Source organism: Thalassococcus halodurans (assembly GCF_900108225.1).
Classification (GTDB): Bacteria; Pseudomonadota; Alphaproteobacteria; order Rhodobacterales; family Rhodobacteraceae; genus Thalassococcus; species Thalassococcus halodurans.
The window spans coordinates 516,788-533,114 of the sequence record NZ_FNUZ01000001.1 but is presented as its reverse complement, the minus strand read 5'-3'; the positions used below and the strand labels follow the sequence as shown (position 1 = coordinate 533,114).

19 protein-coding genes are annotated in these 16,327 nt (G+C 58.1%); 9 read left to right on the top strand and 10 right to left on the bottom strand.

Going from position 1 to position 16,327, the window contains the following annotated elements:
- Positions 1-9: 9 nt before the first annotated feature.
- Positions 10-2,184, bottom strand: coding sequence for a xanthine dehydrogenase family protein molybdopterin-binding subunit (locus C4S59_RS02670; RefSeq protein WP_103908919.1), 2,175 nt, complete (start codon positions 2,182-2,184; stop codon positions 10-12).
- A gap of 3 nt (positions 2,185-2,187) precedes the next feature.
- Positions 2,188-2,634 carry a (2Fe-2S)-binding protein gene (locus C4S59_RS02665; protein WP_103908918.1) on the bottom strand — a complete coding sequence of 149 codons (447 nt, stop codon included), beginning with the start codon at positions 2,632-2,634 and terminating at the stop codon, positions 2,188-2,190.
- A gap of 237 nt (positions 2,635-2,871) precedes the next feature.
- On the opposite strand from C4S59_RS02665, the gene C4S59_RS02660 reads away from it, so the two are divergent.
- The 5 genes from C4S59_RS02660 to C4S59_RS02640 all read left to right on the top strand — a co-directional run bounded on the left by C4S59_RS02660 (position 2,872) and on the right by C4S59_RS02640 (position 6,287).
- Positions 2,872-3,324, top strand: coding sequence for a (R)-mandelonitrile lyase (locus C4S59_RS02660; protein WP_103908917.1), 453 nt, complete (start codon positions 2,872-2,874; stop codon positions 3,322-3,324).
- A 77-nt stretch (positions 3,325-3,401) separates the two neighbouring features.
- Positions 3,402-4,331 carry a LysR family transcriptional regulator gene (locus C4S59_RS02655; RefSeq protein WP_327345768.1) on the top strand — a complete coding sequence of 310 codons (930 nt, stop codon included), beginning with the start codon at positions 3,402-3,404 and terminating at the stop codon, positions 4,329-4,331.
- Between the two features lie 98 nt (positions 4,332-4,429).
- A complete protein-coding gene (locus tag C4S59_RS02650) occupies positions 4,430-5,188 on the top strand; it encodes a carboxymuconolactone decarboxylase family protein (protein WP_103908915.1) in 759 nt (252 codons plus the stop codon).
- Positions 5,189-5,238: 50 nt separating this feature from the next.
- On the top strand, positions 5,239-5,880 hold the full coding sequence (locus tag C4S59_RS02645) for an NADPH-dependent F420 reductase (RefSeq protein WP_103908914.1): 642 nt from the start codon (positions 5,239-5,241) through the stop codon (positions 5,878-5,880).
- An 11-nt stretch (positions 5,881-5,891) separates the two neighbouring features.
- Positions 5,892-6,287: a (R)-mandelonitrile lyase gene (locus tag C4S59_RS02640; RefSeq protein ID WP_103908913.1), complete on the top strand. Its 396-nt coding sequence runs from the start codon at positions 5,892-5,894 to the stop codon at positions 6,285-6,287.
- A 197-nt stretch (positions 6,288-6,484) separates the two neighbouring features.
- On the opposite strand, the gene C4S59_RS02635 is transcribed toward C4S59_RS02640, so the two are convergent.
- The 7 genes from C4S59_RS02635 to C4S59_RS02605 all read right to left on the bottom strand — a co-directional run bounded on the left by C4S59_RS02635 (position 6,485) and on the right by C4S59_RS02605 (position 12,089).
- Positions 6,485-6,994: an anthrone oxygenase family protein gene (locus C4S59_RS02635; protein ID WP_103908912.1), complete on the bottom strand. Its 510-nt coding sequence runs from the start codon at positions 6,992-6,994 to the stop codon at positions 6,485-6,487.
- Positions 6,995-6,997: 3 nt separating this feature from the next.
- Positions 6,998-7,423 (bottom strand): DUF4345 domain-containing protein, encoded by a 426-nt coding sequence (locus C4S59_RS02630; protein WP_103908911.1) that lies wholly within the window; start codon positions 7,421-7,423, stop codon positions 6,998-7,000.
- Positions 7,424-7,499: 76 nt separating this feature from the next.
- Complete coding sequence (locus C4S59_RS02625; RefSeq protein WP_103908910.1) at positions 7,500-8,555, bottom strand: MBL fold metallo-hydrolase; 1,056 nt, start codon at positions 8,553-8,555, stop codon at positions 7,500-7,502.
- A 116-nt stretch (positions 8,556-8,671) separates the two neighbouring features.
- A complete protein-coding gene (locus tag C4S59_RS02620; RefSeq protein WP_103908909.1) occupies positions 8,672-9,538 on the bottom strand; it encodes a bile acid:sodium symporter family protein in 867 nt (288 codons plus the stop codon).
- A 119-nt stretch (positions 9,539-9,657) separates the two neighbouring features.
- Complete coding sequence (locus tag C4S59_RS02615) at positions 9,658-10,296, bottom strand: hypothetical protein (RefSeq protein ID WP_146064500.1); 639 nt, start codon at positions 10,294-10,296, stop codon at positions 9,658-9,660.
- Between the two features lie 106 nt (positions 10,297-10,402).
- Entirely contained in the window at positions 10,403-11,407 is a 1,005-nt protein-coding gene (locus C4S59_RS02610) for a helix-turn-helix domain-containing protein (protein ID WP_103908907.1), read from the bottom strand.
- 79 nt (positions 11,408-11,486) lie between these two features.
- Positions 11,487-12,089 carry a CGNR zinc finger domain-containing protein gene (locus C4S59_RS02605; protein ID WP_103908906.1) on the bottom strand — a complete coding sequence of 201 codons (603 nt, stop codon included), beginning with the start codon at positions 12,087-12,089 and terminating at the stop codon, positions 11,487-11,489.
- 312 nt (positions 12,090-12,401) lie between these two features.
- Here C4S59_RS02605 and C4S59_RS02600 point away from each other — a divergent pair, with 312 nt between their 5' ends.
- The gene (locus tag C4S59_RS02600; protein WP_103908905.1) at positions 12,402-13,031 is read left to right on the top strand and encodes an FMN-dependent NADH-azoreductase; all 630 of its coding nucleotides are present in this window, start codon (positions 12,402-12,404) and stop codon (positions 13,029-13,031) included.
- Between the two features lie 167 nt (positions 13,032-13,198).
- Here C4S59_RS02600 and C4S59_RS02595 read toward each other — a convergent pair whose 3' ends face one another.
- Positions 13,199-13,474: a hypothetical protein gene (locus tag C4S59_RS02595; RefSeq protein ID WP_103908904.1), complete on the bottom strand. Its 276-nt coding sequence runs from the start codon at positions 13,472-13,474 to the stop codon at positions 13,199-13,201.
- Between the two features lie 326 nt (positions 13,475-13,800).
- Here C4S59_RS02595 and C4S59_RS02590 point away from each other — a divergent pair, with 326 nt between their 5' ends.
- The 3 genes from C4S59_RS02590 to C4S59_RS02580 are packed head-to-tail and all read left to right on the top strand — an operon-like array spanning position 13,801 to position 16,246.
- A complete protein-coding gene (locus C4S59_RS02590) occupies positions 13,801-14,298 on the top strand; it encodes an ATP-dependent zinc protease family protein (RefSeq protein WP_103908903.1) in 498 nt (165 codons plus the stop codon).
- Positions 14,298-15,203 carry a 30S ribosomal protein S6--L-glutamate ligase gene (gene rimK / locus C4S59_RS02585; RefSeq protein ID WP_103908902.1) on the top strand — a complete coding sequence of 302 codons (906 nt, stop codon included), beginning with the start codon at positions 14,298-14,300 and terminating at the stop codon, positions 15,201-15,203. Before C4S59_RS02590 ends, rimK begins: the two co-directional genes overlap by 1 nt.
- On the top strand, positions 15,203-16,246 hold the full coding sequence (locus tag C4S59_RS02580; protein ID WP_103908901.1) for a succinylglutamate desuccinylase/aspartoacylase family protein: 1,044 nt from the start codon (positions 15,203-15,205) through the stop codon (positions 16,244-16,246). The genes rimK and C4S59_RS02580 overlap by 1 nt, the downstream gene beginning before the upstream one ends.
- Positions 16,247-16,327 lie beyond the last annotated feature (81 nt).

Genomic DNA, 16,327 nt, shown 5'->3' with positions numbered 1-16,327 from the left:
GCTCCTATTCTAGCTGAAGTCATGTTTGGAGAGTGGCAGGCTGCGCACCCTCTGACCAGTCAGCCGCGCCACGGCATTGCAAATCGCGGGGACGACAGCCGGAAGGCCCGGCTCGCCCACACCGCCCATCTCAGCGCCGCTCTCAATGATGCGCACGTGGACTTCCGGCATCTGGTCGGGTCGCAGGATAGGGTACATATCGAAGTTGCGCGCGGTGGGTTCGCCATTCTCATAGACGAGTTCTTCGACCAGCGTCTGTGACACGGCAAGGGCCGTCGCGCCCTGCACCTGCGCCTCGATCACGGCGGGGTTGACGATTTGTCCGGGGTCAATGGCGGTCCAGACCTGATGCACCTTCACTTCGCCGCCATCAAGCGAGACTTCGGCAATGGAGGCGGCTTCGGAGCCGAAGGGAGACGCCATGGCGACGCCACGGGCGCGCTGGACGCCGTCCACTTCGTATGGCCCCGGCTGCCATCCACCTGCCAGTTCTGCGACCGCTTGCAGCAAGGTACTGTGACGCGGAGAGCCTTCTAGCAGAGAGAGGCGCATTTCATAAGGATCAAGTCCAGCAGCCTCGGCCATCTCGTCGAGAAAGCTTTCGTACATATAATCATGCATCGAATGGCCAACCGACCGCCAATAGCCGATCACCGCCGGGTTCGGCAGATAGATCTGACCGATCTGTTTGTTGCCGATAGCATAGGGCTTGCCGGAGAGGCCCTCGTGAGCAGAAGGGTCGTTGCCTGCAGGCGCGCCGTACCAGCGGCCTGTCGGCCCTTCACCTACGACCTCGATCTCCAGCGCCTCTGGGCCGTTCGGCCCGACTGAGCCCCTGAACCGTGCAAGGCCCAGCGGACGCGGCGCGTCGCGTAGGAAGTCTTCCTCGCGCGACCAGATCAACTTGACCGGGCGGCCTGTGGCTTTGGCCAATGCGATTGCCTGCGGGAAGGGGTTCGCGGTCTCGTAAAGGAAGTGCCGTCCGAAGAAGCCGCCCAGGACCTGCGAATGCAGTTGTACCTTATCGGGCGTGATCCCCGCCGCTTCCGCCGCGCGGCCCGCGAATTGTTCTGGCGCTTGGTTGGGCAGCCAAAGGTCGAGCGTGCCATCTTCGTTGAACCGCGCGGTGGCCGAAGGCGGCTCAAGCTGGCCGTGGACCACAAAGGGCGCATCATAGGTCGCTTCGATCACAGTCTCAGCGCTGTTCAGCGTCGAGGCCGCATCGCCTGTGTTTTCGACAGTGGCGATGTCGCCCGTGGCATTGGCCAATTGATCGCGGAAACCTTGCGAGGAAAAATCGGTAGGCATCGGCCATTGGGCGTCGCCGTCGGTCCAATCCACCCGTGCCGCATCCAGCGCCTTGCGCGCTTGCCAGAACTTCTCGGCTACCACGGCCACAGCACCGTCGAGCATATGCACCGAATGCACACCGCGCATCGCTTCGATTTCGGACTGGTTGGTGACGGCAGAGGGCGTCATGCCCAGTCGCGGCGCATGCCGGACTGCGGCAAGAAGCATTCCCTCGACCTCAACATCTATGGCGTACTTTGCCTGCCCGGTGGACTTGTCGCGCACGTCAATGCGCGGGGTCGGGGATTTGATGTAACGAAAAGTAGTTGGATCGCGCAGCGGCACATCTGCGGGCACGTCGAGGTCCATTGCCATCGCGGCCAGATCGCCATACGCGGCGCGCTCGCCATTGGGGCCAAGAACAGCGCCCGGCTCGGTGGTCAGTTGCGCAGCCGGAATGCCCCAACCATCGCTTGCCGCCTGCAAGAGCATGGCGCGGGCAGAGGCGCCCAATCGGCGCATAAGCATGTAAGACGAGCGCGTCGAGGCGCTGCCGCCAGTGATGCGAAAGCCGCCCATGATGCCGAAAGGCCCGCCGGGCGGTGCGATTTCGACAGTGAATTGCGAGGGATCAAGGTCGAGTTCTTCGCCCACGATCTGGGCCATGGCGGTGTAGACGCCCTGACCACCTTCGATGAAGGGGCTTTTGAGCAGGACCGTGCCGTCAGCGCGCAATTCCATAAAGGCCTGCACAGCGGGCGCGTCGGATGCCTCCTGACCGCGAACGGGTTTCACGGGAAGAGTGGTTGCAAGCACGAGCGACCCAGCCCCGGCAAGAAAGCCCCGGCGAGAGACATTGACGGGCTTGGCCTTGAGCATGTCAGCGATTCCCATGACTTACGCCTCCGATGCCGAGCGCACGGCAGCGCGGATCTTGTTGTAGGTGCCGCAGCGGCAGAGGTTGGTCATCGCGTATTCGATGTCTTCATCCGTGGGCTGGGGCGTTTCGGTCAGCAGAGCAGTTGCGGCAAGAACCTGACCGGACTGACAATAACCGCACTGCGGCACTTGGTTCTCGACCCACGCCTCGACGACGCGCTTGCCGATGTCGGTTTCTTCCACGGTCTCGATCGTTTTGATCTCTTGTCCGGCCACGACAGAGGCAGGTGTCACGCACGAGCGCGTCGCCACGCCGTCGACCAGCACGGTGCAAGCGCCGCACTGCGCGATGCCGCAACCGTATTTTGTACCGGACAGGCCCAGTTCCTCGCGGATCACCCAGAGGAGCGGCGTGTCCTCGTCCACATCGACATTGTGGGTCGTTCCATTGACGTTCAGTTGCATAGCTTTTGTCCTGTTCGGTTAGGTGCGCTTTAAGGGCGAGTGGCCCGTTAGTTTTCATTTGGTTCATGAGCAAAACGGGACAATGCCGCCATTTCGATAGGAGAGGTGAGTGAAACTCATCAATGCTGGCGGGTCTCATTGATGAATTCCGCTCATCTCCGTCTCCTGCTTTGCGGCCATGATGGCCTGATGCGCGGGCCCTAGTCTGTAAGGGGCACAGAAAAACAGGAGACGACCATGAAACATCTCATCCTCGCCACCGCACTTCTTGCCCCCGTTGCGCTGAGCGCTCAGCAGGTCGAGATCACGCATCACCAAGACCGCACAGGCCAGATCGGTGCGGCGGAAACCTTCACTGGAACAGTCTATGTCTCGCCGGTCTTTGCACCGAAGATGGCGGGCGTCAGCGCGGGCGAAGTGACCTTTTTGCCCGGTGCGCGATCGGCTTGGCACACCCATCCGGTCGGTCAGATGCTTGTCGTGACCCACGGCACCGGCTGGACGCAGGAACGTGGTCAACCCAAGCATATCATCGAGGCAGGTGATGTGGTCTGGTGCCCGCCTGGTGTCGAGCACTGGCATGGGGCGACAGAAACCACATCTGTCACGCATTACGCGATTCAAGGCAGCGAAGACGGCAGCGCGGTAACTTGGGGTGAACACGTGACGGACGCAGAATATGGCGGCTGACACCCGCCTAATATATGAGGTTGGCGGAAATAATCCGTCGACCTCATGAGCATACTACATATATCATGGAGGTAGAAATGACCCTTCCAGCAAAGGCCGCCGCCGCCCCCATGATCCGCGAGAATATAACCGACCTCATCGCCTTCGCCGCTGTTGCCGAAGAGCGTAGCTTTACCCGTGCCGCCGCACGGCTGAATGTCTCGCAATCTGCGCTGTCTCATACGATCAAGGGCCTCGAGCAGCGTCTGGGGCTGCGCCTTTTGACCCGGACGACCCGTTCCGTGGCCCCGACGCTAGAGGGCGAAGATCTGCTGGCCACGCTCAACCCATGCTTCGAACGCATCGAAAACCGGCTGCAGGCCCTCAATGATACGCTGGATGAGCCCACCGGAACCGTACGGATCGTTGCGGTTGAGTATGCGATCGAGTCGATCCTCTGGCCGAAACTGTCACCAATGTTGAAAAAACATCCCGGCGTGAACGTGGAACTGGTGATGGAGTACGAATATACCGATCTGGCGCAGTCGCGTTGCGACGCGGGGGTGCGCTATGGCGATCAGGTCGCCGAAGGCATGATCGCCATGCGCATTGGCCCAGATGAGCGGATGATCTGCGTGGGGGCCCCCACCTACTTTGCCGCTTGCAAAGAGCCACAAGAGCCATCGGAATTGACCGAACACGCCTGCATCAACCTGCGCCTGTCGAACCACGGCGCGCTTTACGCGTGGGAGTTTGAGGACGCGGAGGGCAACGAGATCAACGTCAAGGTTAAAGGGCAGGCGACCTTTAATACGATCAATTCCGTGCTTCGCGCGGCGATAGACGGGCATGGCTTGGCTTGTGTTCCCGAGCGCTTGGCCAAGCCCCATCTGGACAGCGGGGCTTTGATGACCTGCCTTGATGATTACTGCCCGTCCTTTCCGGGATTTCACCTCTACTACCCAAGTCGCCAGCGATCGTCTTCTGCCTTTCAGGTGGTGCTGGATGCATTGCGTGAACCTAATTGATGAAGTTTCCTCATCAGTGGCCTGAAACACCAGCGCATTAACCGAAGTCGAAAACGCCCCACCTGTTTGTTAGTCAACCGAACAGGAAGGAGTTCCCGATGAAACGCCACCTCGCTGCCTCTGCTGTTGCCCTTATGGGCACTACCGCCACCGCTCAGGATGTCAGCACGACTGTGCCTGACGCCGTCTCTGCCGTCTCGCCCGCACTGGAACACTACAGTGCGAATGTTACCAAAACGGTCTGGAACGCCGAAAGCCTGTCGATGCGCGACCGGTCCCTCGTCACCTTTGCCGCAATGGTCACGCGCGGAGAGGCAGAACAGCTCGACACCTTCACCGCGCTGGCGCTGGACGCGGGCGTAACCCCGGCCGAGCTGTCCGAAACCATCACCCACCTCGCCTTTTATACCGGTTGGGGCAATGCCACCGGCGCGGCGAAGGCCATGGCTCCGGTCTTTGCCGAACGCGGTATCGCGGCAGCGGACCTGCCGGGCGCTTCGCCAGAGCTGCTACCGCTCGACGAAGAGGCCGAGGCCGCGCGCCAGACGATGGTGCAAGACACCTATGGCATGGTCAGTCAGGGCGTGGTGGATTACACCGAAGAGATGTTGTTTCGGGACCTATGGCTGCGCCCCGACCTTGCGCCGAGGGACCGCTCGATGATCACGGTCGCGGGGCTCATTGCTGCAGGGCAGCCGGAGCAGATGACCTTTCACCTGAACCGCGCGATGGACAATGGCCTGACTCAAGAAGAGGCCGGCGGGATGCTTGCGCATCTGGCCTTCTACGCTGGCTGGCCGCGCGTCTTTTCCGCGATGCCGGTTGCGAAAGAGGTCTTCGCCAACCGCTCTGAATAACTCACTATGGCGCGTGGGGCCGTTCCGCGCGCCGCTTTCCGGAGACTGAAATGAAACTCACCATCCTCGGTTCAGGCCTCATGGGCGCTGCTATCGGCAAAAGCTGGGCCGCCGCGGGCCATCACGTCACGTTCTGCTATTCCCGTTCCGTCGAGAAGCTTGAACGGTTGGCGCAGGAAACCGGCGGAAGCGCCGCTCCGGATCGGGCCGCGCTGCGCCACGCGGTCGAGAGCGCCGATGCTGTGCTTCTTTCCGTCCATTGGACACGCATCGATGATGTTCTTGATCAGGCTGGGCCGCTCGCGGGCAAGATTGTTCTGAACTGCTGTGTGCCATTGGACGAAGCCAATGAGACACTTGTCCTTGGCCCGCAAACCTCTGGTGCCGAAGAGCTGGAAAAGGTTCGCCCCGAGGCCCGCTTTGTTAACTGCTTCAACACAGTGCCGTCCGAAGCCTTTGCCCCCGTGCGCGATCAGCGACCCGCCGCACCGCCGCAAGTCGTCATGTACGGTCGCGATGCGGACGCCAAGACCATCGCCGCCGAACTCATCAAGGACACTGGCTTTGAACCGCTCGAAGCGGGTGGGCCAGCGACGGGCCGCTACACCGAACCCTTCGCCATGCTGACCGCCGTTCTGGCCTATGGACAGCCCGGCGGACCGAGGCTCACTTACAGATTTACAAAGCTCTGAAAGGAAACCCAATGAAGATCACGCGTTCTGGCAGCAATGCCTCCATGAAAGGGCCAGAAGACTGGTTCACCGGCACCGTGCGCATCGACCCGATGTTTCAGGCTGAAGACCCGGGCCGAGCCACTGGCAGCCATGTCACCTTCGAACCCGGCGCCCGCACCGCTTGGCACACACATCCCGCCGGCCAGACGATCATCATCACCTTCGGTCGCGGCCGCGTGCAACGCGAAGGCGGCCCCGTCGAAGAAGTGTCCGAGGGCGATGTGGTCTGGTTTCCCGCTGGCGAGAAACACTGGCACGGCGCGAGCGCAGACACGGCCATGAGCCACATCGCCGTTCAAGAGGCAATCGACGGCGAAGCGGTGACATGGTTAGAGAAGGTCTCGGACGCGGATTATTCAGGCTGATGCGTCTGTCATGCAAACCCTCGTTTCAAGATTTTGAAGCGATGGGGCATCGCTTTGGTCTTCTGGGGTCCTTGCAGGAAAGGACTGACACCGACCATTGAGGCCCCTTCCATAAATGTCCGGATTGGGTCGGCGTCGCCGCCGACCCGTGCGTTTTAATCCGAAACGCATGTCTCCTGCCCGATTTGCATTTGATATCATGCTTGCTGCGCTTGTGATTGCGTAAGCCACAGCAGCCCGAACAGCAAAAGCGCGGCGGATGTGGTCGACGCGACTGTTCGTACCGTGTTCCAGAACGTCCAGCGCGGCACGTAGGTTTGCAACCAGTAGGCCCGCGTTGCATCCGAGCTCAGCTCCATACGGGCAAGCGCTTCGTTCATGGGGACGTTGAAGACAACGGTGACCCCGAAACAGCCGACAAGGTAGACTGCCGCTGCCGCGATGATCAGCAAAGCGGGCGGGCCGCTCAGGTTTGCCCACGCATAGCCGCCGATGATCAAAGACATGGGCGCCATGCCGATGAAAAGCGTCATGAAAACCCAGCGGAACACTTCGCGGTTGATGACTTGCATGGCTTCGACGCCGCCTTGGCTGCTGGTCGTGGCCAGTGACCGCATGATGAAATCGGAAAAGGCCAGGAAGACGCCCGCAACAAGGGCGTAGGCAATGATGGAAAGCTGTATCAGGAAAAAGACGAAGGGGGGCATGGATCAAATCCTTTTGGTCTTGTGTGTCATGTGGGATGATGCGGCGTGGCCCGTGCCCCGCCGAAAGGCGAACAGGCACAAGGCCGCGATGGCTAGTTCGAGAACCAAAGCCGCGAGGATGCCGTCAGAAGGAACGCCGTCGATCAGAAGGCCCAGAATGCGGCCCACGGGAAAGCCGAGGAAGACGATGAATGCGGCCACTATGGATGACGGGCGCAGGGTCGGACTTTTGATGCCTGCCAGCATCACGGCGCCAAGTGCTGCCAGACCAGCGGCGGGCGCGCGCAATTCGCTGAGAAGACTGGCGTCGGAACCAAGTGTGATGCCGTAGCTGGCGTAGAATGCCTGCGGGGCGGTTAGGATAAAGCTTCCGATCCCGAAGGCGGTGAGTCCGGCAATGCCGAGTGCGAGTTTTTGAAGAAATGTCATGGGAATGTCCCCGATTTAAGTGATGAGAACGATCAGGCGGGGTGGCGAATGCGTGTCGCGCTGCCTGATCCGCGTTTCAGTGCATGATTGCGTGCAGGACGACCGTTTCGCAGTGGCTGTCGGCCCAAAGATCGACGACGGACAGTTTGTCTTCCCAGCGATCAATGATCTGGGCTGCGCATTCATCGCGCACGTCTTCCATGGTCATCCGGTAGGCAAGGTTTCCATTCTGGTAGCCCGTCAGATCGATGTTCGCGCCAAAGCGTTCAAGGAAGCTGGGCCAAAGAGAATAGACCGTATCGCGCACATCAAACGCGTAATCGCGGGCTGTTTCGACATCTTGCCGCTTCCCCAGAACCGAGACGTGGCCCGACAGAAAATGTTCGAAGTCATAGGACAGGAACGTGTCGAACCCTGCCATGTAGCCTTCGAGATTGCTGGTCGCGCCGAAGTTCATAAAGGGGGCTTCGCCCGGCGTGATCGTGTCGATCGCCATCAGGAATTTCTGTTGCGGCAGGTGTATGATCACATCGGTGTCGTTGGCGTGAAAATTGGCGGTTTGCAGTTCAATCGGCACGCCCCCGACTGTCAGCGACAGGCTTTCGTCAAAGGTCTGGTTCGGTTTCAGGACACCGCGAAGAGGATTGGCCGCAAGACTGTCTGCGCTGGCTTGTGCGGCGATGACGGTCAGCCCTTCAATGTCACCAAAAGCGTAGCCGCCGCCGTTGTGGTCGGCGTGTTTGTGGCTGAGGATGAAATGCGTGATCGGCACGCCCGGCGCGGACATCTCGATCACGGCACGGTGCCGGTCACCAAAGCTGGGCGGTGCGTCGAACACAACCACACCTTCATCGGTCACTAGAAACGCAGATTGATAGATGAAGTCTGTGATAAAAAAGAGACCGGGTTCGATTTCGCTGACATGAAGTCCGAACTCGGTGTTCGCTTCGGGAATACGCGCCTGCATTGCAGGAAGTTCAGGGGCAAAGTGGCGAAAGCTGTCGGGGTGGCCGACATCCGTCGAGATCGTATTGGCCGGATTGTGGGCATGGTCCCCTGCTGCGGTCAGAGGAGAGGGGATGGTCAGAACGGCAACGCAGGCCATGGCGGAAACTGTTGTCAGGTATCGCATTGAAAAACTCCCTTGGTTGAAGTGATGTCCAAGGGATAGTTTTCCGGTCAGCCGGGGTATTGACCGGGACGGACAGGGTTTTGACCGTTGCGGCCAAACATTGCGTTGGGGCTGTGTCAGGTATTTCCGGCGCGCGCCAGAAGAAGAAACGCGGGCAGCGCGCTTCCCAGCCAAACGACACCATAAAGAGCCGCGGGAACCGCGTAGGCGTTGAAAATGGGGCCGTCAGGCACAAGAAGACCAGCAATTGCAAGCGCCAGCGCGCCATTCTGAACACCGGTTTCAACCGAGATCGTTTTCGCCTCTCGATCAGTGGCTTGAAGCCAGCGCGACAGGGCGAATGATACAAAAGAAACAACGGCGACCATCGCAATCAGGCCCAGTCCGAGACTTGCGAAATTGTCGCGCACGATCTGCCAGTTCGACGCGATGGCGCCTGCGATCACGGCGATGAACAGTAGGGTCGCGGCCATCGACACTGGTGGGTCGATGACTGCGGCAGCCTTTGGTGTAAACGCGCGCAGGGCGACGCCAACGGTGATGGGAAGTGCGGTAAGCAGAAAGGCGGTAATCGCTGTCGATGTGATGTCGATCTCGGGCGCTTCGGTGCGCATGAAGTACGTGACCGCGAATGTCAGAACCAGCGGGACAGTGATCACGCAGGTCAGGCTGAAGGCGGCTGTCAACGTCACCGATAACGCCACGTCCCAATTGGCGAGCTTGGTTATGACGTTGCTTGTCGCGCCCCCCGGACAGGCGGCAAGGATCATAAGCCCAACAGCGGTTTCTCCGGTAAATCCGAAGCCTAGAATAATGCCGAAGGCAATCAGCGGCAGCATGACGATCTGATTAAGCGCCCCGATGCAGAACGCGCGTGGGCGCTGAGCGATACGGGCAAAGTCCGCAGGCGTCAGGCCCAGACCCAGACTGAACATGATAAAGACAACCGCCATGGGCAGCAAAGCCGCAACGAAGATGTCCATGTACTGCCCACCATCCTAAACTCAGGACCCGTGGGCAGCTTAGAAGAATAAATCGGGTTAGGCGAGAACGATGGGTTCTATCTGAAATTTCGCGCTTGAAACGGGTTCGGGGATGCACATCAGGACGCATATCGGAAATCGGCTTGGCCGTGCGTCGGTTGCATGCCTGCCACCACGTCCGTCGCTGTCCATGGTTCATCGACAAATCGGGGTGCCATGCCCAGCGACTTGGCCACCGCGAAATCGCGTGCGTGTGATACCAGCACTTCGACATCACAGGGCGCGACATCCAGCGAAGCCGCGGTTTCCAGCAAACCTTTTTCCACGCATTGTGCATAGGTTGGTTCGATGGGCGCAGTGATCACACCAAGCCGCGTCGCGTTGGTGACCAACGCAGAGGATCGGATAAGGTTGGTGGTCAGAATGGGGTAATCCGATAGAAACCCTGTCGGACGCGTGACCCCGAGGGGATAGCGCAAGGCGGTGACAAGGCTTTCAAGCGGTTCCAGAGACGTGCTCCAGACCGCGTCGTTCAGGACATCAAGATAGCATTCGATCAAATCCCGACGCTGTTTCGCCGTGCCCGGAAGCTGCGACAAAAAGCCGAGCATTGTCATTTCAGAGATGAGTTTGGATTGGTCCTGTTTCGAAAGGATTGCAGGCACGCCGCGTTTTCTAAACGCAAGATTACAGGCGGTCCGTTCGACCTCGGCAATGTCACACAGCGCGTGAACGGAACAGATGATAAGGGCTTTCATGATGACCTCCGGCTGATTGAGATTGATGAACATCTCATAGCTGGAACGGGCATCACGATATTGACCGCTGCTGCCAGCCTCTTGACCCATCCGGCCAAAAGCCCGCTCAGGGCGTCAGCGATTTGCGGTAGTTTGCAGGCGTCTGGTTCGTCCAGCGCTTGAACGCGCGATTGAAGGCGCTTTGTTCTGAAAAACCTGTGAGAAACGCGATTTCAGAGAATGTATGGGCTTCGTTCTGAAGCATCCCCAGCGCGATCTCGCGTCGTGTTTCTTCTGCAAGGGATTGAAAGTTCACGCCATGGTCTGACAGACGACGATGAAAGGACCGCACGCTAAAGCCCAGTTCGCGCGCGACATCCGCCATTTTGGGCAGGCCTTCGCTCAGGTGCTTGCCGATCTCTTCTTTTGTGTCCCGAACAAGAGACGGGGAAGACCCTATTTGTTCCAGTTCTTCTTCCAGATGCTTTGTCAGAAACTCGGACAGCGCATGATCGCCGAGTTTGTTTTCGGCCTTCAGCGTGCCCTGAGAAAACAGAATGCCATCCGCGTCTGCGTTGAACTCGATATCGCATCCGAAAAAATCGTTGAAGGCCAGCGCATCCCGCGGGGGATCATGCCGGAAGGTCACGCGTTCGGGTGTGACGTTGTCTGCGGCCATTTGATCAATCGCCGAATACATGGCTGACAGACCTGCTTCGGGTGAAAACACCAGTCCGGGGCCATGCCCCAAAAGAACCTGCTGACGCAAAAACATTGACCTGCCTTGCGGGATCAAGTCGTAGCGCACGCTGTCTGAAACCAGCGACTGATACCGCGCCATACGTTCCAGAACGCCATGAACTGTCGGGGCCGCTTTGCACGCCAAGGCAAGGCTGCCGACCTTGTCGAAGTTGATCGACTTCGCATAGCGCACTGACAGCGAGGCGCGATCCGGAACGTTTTCCGCAACAAGGCCAAGGATGTCGTAGTGTGCGTTGGCTGTAATCCGCCCGCGATCAACGGTTGCCTTCAGCAGCGTCGTGGCGCCCTGCATCAGAGACCCGTCTGCCTTCAACTCATAGCCGGCGGCATTTGCGAAATACTGGGTGAGAACAATCGAAATGGAAGGCATAAGGTCGGTCGCAAAATCATAATCAAAGCGAGACTACCCTGTGCGAGACAGCCTGTCACTGTCGGGGTTGGTGACCCTATCAGCGCTTACGATAGGCGGCGGCCTTGGCGCGGTTGCCGCACACCTCCATCGAACACCAGCGGCGTTTGTGGTTCTTGCTGACGTCCAGAAAATACAGCGTGCAGGTTGGGCCTTCGCAATTCCGGACATGATGAAAATCGGCCTGCGTGATCAGATGCGCGGCGGCGGACGCGATCCGCAGGATCAGATCGGCAGGGGCCTTTAGGGTGAACTGTTCGGTCAGGGTCAGTCGCCCTTCGGTCGCTTTGATGTTCTGGGTCCTTACCCCACGCGCGAGAATTGCGTTGATTTCCTTGATCATTGGGTGCGCCGCATCTGTCGGCTGCACCCCTGCCGTTGATGCGATGAAGGCGCGAAAGCGTTCGCGGAAGGCGACGATTTCTGCGCGCGCGGCGTCAAGGGCGGCGGCGCTGTCGGTGTTGCGGAAAACGGCAACTTCTTTGTCGGTCACAAGCTGTGCTGCCGCCATCCAGTCCAGCAGATCCTGACCTGTTTCAAGCCAGTCATACAGCACGCTGCGGGGCTGTGCGACGGAATTGAGGAAATCCAGAGCGGGGTGTTCGCCTACGAAAAACGGGGCTGGGCGGGGCGCATCGGTCATGGTGAAGCGGGTCCGGTCACTTGGAATGATCAATACTCATAACCGAAGTAACGGCATTTAGCCAGTTATGATGGCTCACGGAAACTCACGAACAAGTAACTGTCTAAAAGTAATTTAGAGGGGTATTAGGTAACCATCAAATGAATTTAAGATGGTTATAAAGGGTTCCCGATGCCGATATCTCCTTCCAACTTTTTGCGCGCGCTCCGGTCGCTGGTCTCTGGCGGTGCGTCCGCTGCCCCCGACGTCAAAGGGGCGGCCACAGGCTCGACGTTTTCCAACACACTCCAACCCACTGAAAGGACTGAAAACATGACAACTATCCTGTATATCGCGGCCTCGCCCCGAGGCGAAAATTCGCAATCGGGCAAGCTGGCCGAGGCCTATCTTGCCGCACGGAAGGCGGCCGAGCCTGATGTGACGATCGAGTATCTTGATCTGTGGCGCGCCGACCTGCCTGAATTCGATGGGGACAAGGCGGCGGCGAAAATGACATTCTTCGGTGTGGGCGACATGGACAGCCCGCGCCAGACCGCTTGGGACCAAGTTGTCGCTGTGACAGATCGGTTCATCAAGGCCGATGAATACGTGCTGTCCGTACCGATGTGGAACGGCGGCATTCCTTACAAGCTGAAGCAATATATCGACATCATCACCCAGCCGGGCCTGCTGTTCGGTTTCGACCCCGAGAATGGGTACAGCGGCCTATTGCAGGGCAAAACGGCGCGGGTCTTTTACACTTCTGGCGTCTATGCGCCCGGTGCGCCCGCGAAATACGGGGCGGATTTCCATTCGACCTATCTGGACTGGTGGCTGGATTTCATCGGTGTGACCGACGTCGAAACCCTCCGCTTCCAACCATCGCTGCTGACGGCGGATGCGGTAGGGGATCAGGCCCGCGCGGTCGAGCGCGCAGCAATGATGTCGCCGGTCCCTGCCTGATCTGCCCCAATACGAAAGCTATTAACGGGGGTGACGCAGGCGCGTTGCCCCCATTTTGATGTCAGGAGAGTGTTTAAGGTTAAGCTCGTCGCGCGACCTTCGCGATTGCGGAGGGATGTTGAGTGGTGCGGTTGTGCCAGACCAGCGGGACGTTGGGTACCGAGAAACTAGTTCTTTGTTTCTAGGGCTTCTTTTCCCACGCGCCTGTAGTTCACAAATGAGTTGGCGCTCATCACGACAAAAAAACTGTCCATATCAATGAGCACAAAGCCGCGTTCGAACAGGGCGCGCGTTAAAGCTATTCTGTCTTCTGGATAGAGCCGCTTGCGCCCCATCATCTCTTTCAACAGCTTTTCAGGGATTCGGTAGCGCCCCGAAGCCTTGCCGCCGAAAGATTCTGCGTAAAGCTGCTGAAGCCGTTCCGCCGTCTCATCGTGCTGCATCGTAAATCCAACTTATTTTTGCCTATAGATGAAAAAAAATTGTCTAGGTAAAGAGGGATTGGAAATTTTGGGTATTGCATGTTGGATAAAGAAAACATCAATGGTGCCCGAAATGCTGGGCAAGACCAGCCCGTAGCGGCTGTGGGAACTTCCAATGTATTTCCCGGTTGAAAAGGGCGGGGCCCAAAAACTTGTTCCGGCATAATTGGTGGCGACACTAAAGAATCGGCACCTGTGAGGGTGACCGCTTAGGGGCGCAGTTGGTGAAATGGTAGAGTGTTATTCGTGAACAGTTTTATAGCCTTGATTGAGCCGTGGGTAATCTAATGTCAAAGACCACTCCTCAGAAAACAACCAAAGAGCTGACTGCAACACTGTTCGGGTGGATGGAGTACATCGGCCTTCCGGAACTTGGCCTGGATCAGGTGAAAGCCAAACTGGACACTGGGGCGCGAACCTCTGCTATTCATGCGGAAAACATCGAGCTTTTTGATCACGACGGTGTCGAGTGGGTGCGTTTTCAAACGCTTCCTGACTGGGACAATCCGAAAGTCGGCTTCCGGACAGTTGAAGCACCGGTCGTTCATATTCGGGAAATCAAGAATACGAGCGGCATTCCCGAAGAACGCCTGGTCGTCAAAACGCTGGCGCGGTTCGGGAACCGGACCTGGAAAATCGACGTGTCGCTTGCTGATCGAACCAACATGACATTTCCGATGATTATCGGACGAGCCGCGCTCAAAAATCACGCGATTGCCGTCCACACGCGGAAGACTTTTCTGGTCTCTGAAAGACCTCCCTTTTCACGACGAAAGGAAACCTAATGAAAATTGCGATGCTGGCTCGTAATGCCAAACTCTATTCGCACCAGCGTTTGAAGGAAGCTGCAGAGGAACGTGGCCATCAGCTCGATATTATCGACACCTTGCGCTGCTACATGAATATCGCGTCGCGGAGGCCGGAAATTTATTACAACGGCGAGAAACTTGTTGGCTATGACGCAGTAATCCCGCGGATCGGTGCATCGATTACGTTTTACGGTACAGCCGTCCTTCGTCAGTTCGAAATGATGGGCGTTTACCCATTGAATGAAAGTGTTGCTATTGGCCGCTCGCGCGACAAGCTTCGTTCGATGCAGCTGATGGCGCGCGATGGGATCGGCTTGCCTGTCACGACGTTTGCTCACGATGCAAAGCAGACCGAAGAAGTCCTGAAGCTTGCCGGTGATGCGCCGCTGGTGATCAAGCTGCTTGAAGGTACACAGGGCTTGGGTGTTGTTCTTGCAGACACCAACCGATCCGCGAAATCCGTTTTTGAAGCGTTCCGCGCAACAAACACAAACATCCTGATTCAGGAGTTCATCAAAGAGGCAGGTGGCACGGACATCCGCGCGATTGTCGTGGGTGGTAAGGTCATCGCGGCAATGAAGCGTACCGGTGCCGAAGGCGAATTCCGCTCTAACCTGCATCGCGGTGGTTCTGCGCAGGTCGTCAAGCTTAGTGCGGAAGAGCGAGCGACTGCTATTCGCGCGGCGAAATCCATGGGCCTCAATGCCTGCGGCGTTGACATGCTGCGCGCCAACCACGGTCCGGTGATCATGGAAGTGAACTCGTCTCCGGGCCTTGAAGGTGTTGAAAAAGCCACCGGTCTGGATATCGCTGGAAAGATGATTGAGTTCCTAGAAAAGAACCATTCGAAAGGCTCGACACGTACCAAAGGCCGTGGCTGATGCCTAAGGTCAAAGCGTTTCACATCGCTGGCGAGGACATTGCGCCGGGAACCCGCAAAACGGTGGATATTCCGGTCAGCGTCTTGTCGGATCATACTCCGATTTCGATGTCCGTGCATGTTGTGCACGGCAAACTTCCGGGTCCGGTGATCTTTGTCAGCGGCGGTATTCACGGGGATGAGGTCATCGGCGTCGAAATCATTCGGCGTGTGTTGGCGTCAAAGCCCCTGAAGACGTTGAAGGGTACGTTGCTGGCGGTGCCTATCGTAAACGCTTATGGCTTGATCAATCATTCGCGATACCTGCCGGATCGCCGCGATCTGAATCGGTGCTTCCCTGGCAATGAAACAGGGTCGCTGGCGGCGCGACTGGCCAATCGGTTTCTGACCGAGGTTGTTGAGCGTTCAGACATTGGCATCGATTTGCACTCGGCTGCCATTCACAGAACAAACTATCCTCAGGTTCGTATCTCACCGGGCGATGCCGTGATGCAGGAACTGGCCGAGGTGTTTGGAGCGCCCGTGGTTATGAAATCTCCGCTTCGCGACGGTTCTTTAAGGCAGGCTGCGCAGGACATCGGCAAGCCAGTTTTGCTATTTGAAGGCGGCGAAGGGCTGCGTTTTGATGAATTTACAACCCGCGCAGGCGTTGCCGGGGTTTTGCGCGTGATGAACCATCAAGGCATGATTTCACGTCGTGGCCTTGCCAAGCCAAAAGGCGCGCCGCAATTTTGTCCCTCTAGCAAGTGGGTACGCGCGCCCATGGGAGGGCTTTTGCGTATCTTCAAAGCCGACGGGTCCTTCGTCCGAAAAGACGAACTTTTGGGCGCTGTATCGGATCCTTTTGGCGTGAAAGAGAAAGAAATTCTTGCTCCGTTTTCCGGTATCATCGTTGGACGGGCGGTTATGCCAATCGTCAACGAAGGGGATGCTGTTTTCCATATTGGTCGGGTCAATTCCATGACCGAAGCCGAGGGCGCGGTCGAAGACCTAGAATCCCAGTTGGGTGATGATCCCATGTTCGACGAGGACGAGATCATTTGAGTTCGTGACGTCCGCAATTTCGCGGCGGTTGCCTAGGAAAGAAACTCTTCCCGCGGCGCGAACATGTTGAACATGGCTCAG